We start from the raw sequence: 6,456 nt of genomic DNA, 5'->3' as shown, positions 1-6,456 counted from the left end.
GGCGTGGAGTTACGGAGCAGCGCGGCGGTCAGTGCGGCGGGGGATTCCACCGGAAAGACGCGTGCCGAAGGTGATCGCTTCGAGCCGTTCAGTGTTCTCGCTTGCATATCCACCTCCTGCGCGCAATTCTGCGGCCAATTGCCCCAACGCGTAGTCGGGTTATCCCCATTCCTACTGTCGGGGAAAGCCTGTCACCGCCGGGATGGCAAAACGGAACGGCAATCCGCAACAGCGAACAGCAACGCCCGGAACACGGAGACCACGGATTAAACCGAAGAAGCACGGATAGGATCAAAAGCGCTGGGTCATGAGCAGCGGCGCAACGCGTAGATTGTCGATCGTGACGACCCCTGCATCTACGCTGCTGCGTCAGCTATTCCCGTCGTGGGAGTTCTTTGACGTGGCGCGATTGCCGCCCACGCTTCAGCTAAGGCGGCTTTCATTGCAAGGTGGGCCAGGGTATTGGCTCGGTGCGGTACATCCCTCGCCGCGGCGTTGGTGGCATCTGCTTTATAATCCCGCCGGCACGCAATCGCTGGCCGCCCAAACGCTCGTGGAACGGTGGTACACCGAGCTGGTCGAGCTGGAGGCACTCGCGCCCGCGTGCCGCGAGTCGCTCGCGCTGGTGAAGGCACTGGCCGAGAGCGCATTATCTGAAAGCGTGGTCACCAAAGTGGATGCGGCCGAGGGCGACGATTGGCAGTTCCGACTGGTCATTATCGATGACGACGAAGGCACCACCGAGGTCGTGTACGAGAGCGACCGTATTCCTCGCGTCAGCGCGCCGACGGCGCGGTGAGCGAACTCCCGGCACTGCTTGCCACCACGATTGCATGGATGAGCCGCTTGGCGGCACTAGCGGCAGCAATTAACGCGATCGAGCTCCTGGCCATGCGGCACACGATGGCTGACGGCGGCATCTGGCGGGCACCGCTGCTGACCTCGTCTTGGGGCGCGTGGCGTGTGCTGCTCGGTGCGCGCGCGTTCACCGTCGTGCTCGTGACGCAGCTTGCAATGGCTGTCATACTGGCCGCCGTCCCGGGAACGGCGCTCGGGTGCATCGCAGCGGCGGCACTCGCGTTCACTTCATGGCTGTCGGCGCTGCGCTTTCGCGGCAACGTGAACGGCGGCAGCGATGCCATGCTGTTCACTGTGCTCGGCGGGCTCGCCGTCGCGCAGCTTCCCAACGTGGCCAGCGTGGTACACGAGGCCGGCGTGCTCTACGTGGCCGCGCAGCTTACCCTGTCGTATGTACGCGCGGGAATCGTGAAGGCGAAAGAGCGTAGCTGGTGGACCGGACACGCCCTTGCGGCGTTTCTCGCACTGCCAGCCTACGGTGTGCCGGCGTGGGTGCCACGGCGCATGCCGAATGATCGCATTCCCCTGCGCATTGCGTCGGCAGGCCTGATCGGCTTCGAGTGCCTGGCACCAGTCGCGTGGCTCGATCCCATCGCCTGTATCGTGGTCATAGCCATGGCCCTCACGTTCCACATCACCACCGCCGCCCTCTTCGGACTCAACCGCTTTCTGCTGGCCTGGAGCGCAGCGCTACCCTCGCTGTGGTACGCCGTACACCGCGTGGGTTAGCACACCCTGTCAGGTGAGCCACTCCTTCCACAGCTTTTCGTTCACGCCCACGCACAGCTTGTTCTGCATGCGCACGAGCGGCTGCTTCAGGATGAACGGCTCGGCGGCGAGAATGCTGAGCCAGCGCTCCTCGCCGTACAGCGCCTGACGCAATCCGAGATCGAGGAAGCGTTTCGACTCCCGATCGATCACCGCATCTACGCCGAACTTCTGCGTGAACCGCTTGAGCTCACCGATCGACGCCGGCCGTTCGGCAAGGTCGCAGAAGTGCACCTTGATGCGACGCTCCTGAAAGAAGCGCTGCGCCTTGCGTGTGTCGGCACTCTTTTTCGTGCCGAAAACCTGGACCACTGTTTCCATCGTGTGATTTCCGAGGGGAAGCTGTTCGGGGGTGAACGCGTGGGCGGCGGGCGGAAGCGGTGCCTACGGACAAGCCGGAGCGCCGCTTCCGCTCGACTCACACACGTTCGCACCCATACAGCTTCCGGTGTGAAATCACACGGTAGCCACCGTGGACTGGTGTGAAATCACACGGTGGCCGCCGTGGCCACCGTGGCCGTCACATGTTCGCTTCCGCGTCCATGCGCTTGGCGTCGTCGAACGCGCCTTCGCTGCGCGACACGACCAGCGTGGCTACGCCGTTGCCGATCAGGTTCGTGATCGCTCGCGCTTCGGACATGAAACGGTCCACACCGAGCAGCAGCGCGAGCCCTTCCACCGGTACGGTGCGTGTGGCGGCCAAGGTACTCGCCAGCACGATGAATCCTGAACCGGTCACACCGGCGGCGCCTTTACTGGTGAGCATGAGAATGCCGAGCAGCGTGAGCTGTTGCGTAATGCTGAGGTCTACCTTGTACACCTGCGCGATGAAAATCGTAGCCATCGACAGATAGATGCTCGTGCCGTCGAGATTGAACGAGTAGCCGGTGGGAATCACCAGGCCAACCACGGGCTTCGCGCAGCCGTACTGTTCGAGCTTGATGAGCATACGCGGGAGTGCGGCTTCGGAGCTCGAGGTGCCGAGCACGAGGAGAATCTCGTCCTTGATGAAGCGCAGGAACTTCCAGATGCGGAAGCCGTACGCGCGGCAGATCAAACCGAGCACCACGAACACGAACACGGCCATCGTGAGATAGACGTCGAGCATCAGCCGTGCGAGCGGCACGAGCGTCCTGAGTCCGAATGTACCCACCGTGTACGCCATCGCGCCGAACGCGCCGATCGGCGCGAGCACCATCACCATCGACACGATCTTGAAGAACACCGCCTGAAAGCGCACCAGCAGATCGGCGATGTCGCGTCCGGCATCGCCCACCGCCGTCAGAGCGACGCCGAAGAGTACGGCGAAGAACACGACCGGTAGCAGCTCACCGCTCGCGAACGCCGCGACGATGTTGCTGGGCACGATGTGCAGCAGGAACTCGAGGGTGCTCTGTTGCGCGCCGGCCGTCGTGTACTTGCTCACGTCGCCGAGCTGCATGGTCGAGATATCCAGGCCCGCGCCGGGCTTCGTCACGTTCACGATGATCAGACCGATCGCCAACGCGAGCGTGGACACCAACTCGAAATACAGCAGCGCCTTTCCACCCACGCGTCCGAGCTTGCGTAGGTCCGCCATACTGGCGATGCCGTGAACGATCGTGAGGAAGATGATCGGCGTGATCACCATCTTCACAAGATTGATGAACGTGTCGCCGAGGGGCTTGAGCGACTTGGCGGTATCCGGGGCGACGACGCCCAGCAGAATGCCGAGCGAGACCGCAACGAGCACCTGAAAGGTCAGGTTCCTGAGGAGGCGCGAGATCACGTGGAAGGGGTACAGGGGAGGGAACCGTGCCGAACACACTACAGGGCACCTCTAAGAATTTACTACCTCTCCGCGGGCGACTCTGCCAAGCCGCTCACCATGCTCATGTCCTGCGTGTCCCCAGCGCTTTTTGCGACCCGGCGCCTTGTCATCATCGGTGTGATGGCGTGTGTGGAGAGGTGCCCCCTCGAGCACGCGCCGGTGCCGCGAGCGGAGGGGATATTCCGGGAACGACACGAACTGGTGGAGGGGAGCCGGCAAGGCGGTTCCTTGCTGAGGGCTGTGAGCTTTGGGCTTTTGCTGTGGGCTGTCGGCTTCCGGGCTTGAGGCTGACGGCCATCAGCTATCCGCCGTGGGCCATGGGCCATGGCCGCGAGCCGCCAGCGCAGTCCACTGCCCGCGCTCACCATGCTCCTGCCCGGCGTGTCCCCAGCGCTTTTTCACGACGTGGCGCCTGGCCTTCATCGGTGTGATTGCGCGTCGAGAGGCGCCCAAATATTGAAGCTGAGAAAAAGTAAATCGTATTGTTGAGGGTGCCCTACATATTGTCTCCATGGCCTCGACCGCGCGCCCCTATCGACCAGCTTGGTGGCTTCCCGATCCGCACAGCGCCACGCTCTGGGGACGGCTTGGCCGGCGAGAGCCCGCGCTGGCGGTGCGGCTGGAACGCCGAGAGACCCCCGATGGCGACTTCGTGGAGATCGCGCGTCTGGAAAGCGCCGAAGGGGCAGCGGCTCCGCGGCTTCTGCTCTTTCATGGGCTCGAGGGGGGCATGCACTCCCACTATGCCCGCGCGATGTTCCGTGAAGCCGGCCACCGTGGTTGGGCGGCCGACTTGCTGCTCTTCCGGACCTGCGGCACCGAACCGAATCGGTTGCCCCGGAGCTATCACTCCGGAGAGACCACCGATCCGCTTTGGGTCGTCGAGCAGCTCTCGCGCGAGTTCCCCGACGCGCCCCTCGGCCTGATGGGCGTGTCGCTGGGCGGTAATGTGCTCTGCAAGCTGCTCGGCGAATACGGCGACGTGTTGCCCGAACAAGTGGTCGGAGCCGTCGCCATGTCGGTCCCCTTCGACCTTGCCCGGGCCTCTCGGCATATCGGTCGGGGATTCGGTACCGTGTACGAGAAATTCTTTCTCAAGTCGCTGATCCCGAAGGCGCTGACCAAGATTGACCGGCATCCCGAGCTGGCGCCGCTGCGCCGTGTCACGGGCGCTCGCACGCTGTGGGAATTCGACGACGCCTTCACCGCGCCACTGCACGGCTTTCGCGATGCCGCCGACTACTACGCCCGCGCCAGCTCACTGCCATATCTGGCACGGATCCAGATTCCGACGCTGCTGTTGAACGCGGTCGACGACCCGTTTCTCCCGTCCGACGTGCTGGAGGAGGTCCGGCGCGCGGTCCGCGACAACGACCAGGTCGAACTCGAATTCCCGGCGCGCGGCGGACATGTGGGCTTCACCGCTGGTCTTCGCCCATGGAATCCGTGGTACTACGGCGAGTGGCGGGCCGCCGAGTTCCTGGCTGCCCGAATGCAGCGGTTCGTCCGCGCGTCCCGCTAAGTTCATCTCATGCAAGGACGCTGGAGCTGGGCCGACGCGGCGATCTTTATCGCGGTCTTTGTGGCGATCCGGTTCGCGTTCATCTGGCTCGCCACCAAGGCGTTCGTGATGATGATCCCCGACGGGGACACGTGCACGATGTGCGACAGCGAGACACTGGCTGTCGAGCGCGTGGGCTGGTGGCGCGTGCTGGGCGAGCGCTTCCGCCGCAGCTGGTGCATCGAATGCGGCTGGGAAGGAGTGCTCCGGCGCAGCGACGTGTGGCTCTCAGCCGAACGGCACCGGAGACTGGTGAATCAGACCGAGGCGTCCATCGCGAAGAGCTTGAGCCACTCGGGCCAGTTGCCGCTCAACTCGAAGAAATCATCGTAATACACGAGCCCGGCCCCTTCGAGGCGTTCGATCAGTTCACCGAGCGTGTCCTCGCCGACCAACGGTCCGATCGCGATCAGCGACCCCTCAATTCGAAATTCATCGGGCGTCAGCCCCAGCGCTTCATCGACCTGCGCACGGGTCATCTCGACGCGTTCAAACGCCGACTTCCGGATCAGCAGGGTGGGCGCGGTGTTGGGGAGGATCAGCGGCATCGGCGTTCGTGGTCGGCAGACGTGGTCGGCGGAGGAGCGTGAAGCGACGTTGTGTGTGATATAGCAGCGGGACCCGCCGCGAGGGAACTGGCCGACAACGGGTAGGGGACGTACCGAACCGCCAACAGCCTCACCGCGGATGTTCCCAGACACGACACGCATTGGGGCCGCGCGAGGCGACGGACTCTGACGCGTTGTTTTTCAGTTTGTTTTTCGCTCGAGAGTGCCGAGTTCTGCGCTGATGCTTGCGCGATGAAGCCAAGCGGAACATCGCGAAGGTGTCTGGCTCCTGTCGTTCGACGATGCATTGTGCGAGGGAACAGGTTTCGACCGTTTTTACGAGAAAATCCGGCCGGGTTTGGCGGAGCGCCTCTGCGTTCTCTGCGTGATCAGCTCCACGGAAGTCGTGTGCACCGTACGCCGCGCACGACTTCCGGGGGCGGCGACGAACGGGCCGCTGAACCGATCACGCCGAGGACGCGGAGGCGCAGAGAACGCAGAGCAACACGCGAAGAACGGGAATGGGCACCCATCTGACCGCATGGCTCGCAATGAGAGTCGTTCCACCGAACTCCTCTCCGCGACCGCTCGACGCACTCGATCAGCTCACCGAGCGGTGGATCGATGCGCATGAACGGCAGGGCGATGTCGCACTAAAGCGGGTGAGAACTCGGCACTCTCGAGTTTTCGTTGATCCGCGTCGTGTCCGCGTCGATCCGCGGTAAAGCTGTTCAGTAGACGTTTTGGCCGAGACTGTCCCACACGAATCCCTTACTGATCAGTGCACTAAATAGTTCTGGATTGTCTGCAGTAACATCCTGACGTTCTGGCATTGGAACGGCGTCCGTTATCGATGTGCTTTGGGAATGGGGTCGTTTTGTCTGATCTCGACGTGAACGGCGAGGCGCTGC

The 6,456-nt window shown here is 63.3% G+C and carries 7 protein-coding genes; 4 read left to right on the top strand and 3 right to left on the bottom strand.

What is annotated here, in order from left to right; all coding sequences use genetic code 11:
• Positions 1–340 precede the first annotated feature (340 nt).
• A complete protein-coding gene (locus tag ACESNG_RS15415; protein ID WP_373069640.1) occupies positions 341–799 on the top strand; it encodes a hypothetical protein in 459 nt (152 codons plus the stop codon).
• On the top strand, positions 796–1,587 hold the full coding sequence (locus ACESNG_RS15410) for a hypothetical protein (protein WP_373063217.1): 792 nt from the start codon (positions 796–798) through the stop codon (positions 1,585–1,587). The genes ACESNG_RS15415 and ACESNG_RS15410 overlap by 4 nt, the downstream gene beginning before the upstream one ends.
• A gap of 9 nt (positions 1,588–1,596) precedes the next feature.
• Here the strand turns inward: ACESNG_RS15410 and ACESNG_RS15405 are convergent, their stop codons facing one another.
• Positions 1,597–1,947: an arsenate reductase family protein gene (locus ACESNG_RS15405; RefSeq protein WP_373069638.1), complete on the bottom strand. Its 351-nt coding sequence runs from the start codon at positions 1,945–1,947 to the stop codon at positions 1,597–1,599.
• 199 nt (positions 1,948–2,146) lie between these two features.
• Positions 2,147–3,391 (bottom strand): dicarboxylate/amino acid:cation symporter, encoded by a 1,245-nt coding sequence (locus ACESNG_RS15400; protein WP_373057940.1) that lies wholly within the window; start codon positions 3,389–3,391, stop codon positions 2,147–2,149.
• Between the two features lie 556 nt (positions 3,392–3,947).
• Here ACESNG_RS15400 and ACESNG_RS15395 point away from each other — a divergent pair.
• Both ACESNG_RS15395 and ACESNG_RS15390 read left to right on the top strand, forming a co-directional pair.
• Positions 3,948–4,958: a hydrolase gene (locus ACESNG_RS15395; RefSeq protein WP_373057935.1), complete on the top strand. Its 1,011-nt coding sequence runs from the start codon at positions 3,948–3,950 to the stop codon at positions 4,956–4,958.
• A 9-nt stretch (positions 4,959–4,967) separates the two neighbouring features.
• Complete coding sequence (locus ACESNG_RS15390) at positions 4,968–5,330, top strand: hypothetical protein (protein ID WP_373057937.1); 363 nt, start codon at positions 4,968–4,970, stop codon at positions 5,328–5,330.
• Here the strand turns inward: ACESNG_RS15390 and ACESNG_RS15385 are convergent.
• Positions 5,255–5,545, bottom strand: a complete 291-nt coding sequence (locus ACESNG_RS15385; protein ID WP_373057939.1) for a hypothetical protein — start codon at positions 5,543–5,545, stop codon at positions 5,255–5,257. The genes ACESNG_RS15390 and ACESNG_RS15385 overlap by 76 nt on opposite strands.
• Between the last annotated feature and the right edge of the window lie 911 nt (positions 5,546–6,456).

It is taken from the genome of Gemmatimonas sp. (assembly GCF_041689975.1).
Lineage (GTDB): Bacteria > Gemmatimonadota > Gemmatimonadetes > Gemmatimonadales > Gemmatimonadaceae > Gemmatimonas.
This window is presented reverse-complemented; position numbering and strand designations above follow the sequence as displayed.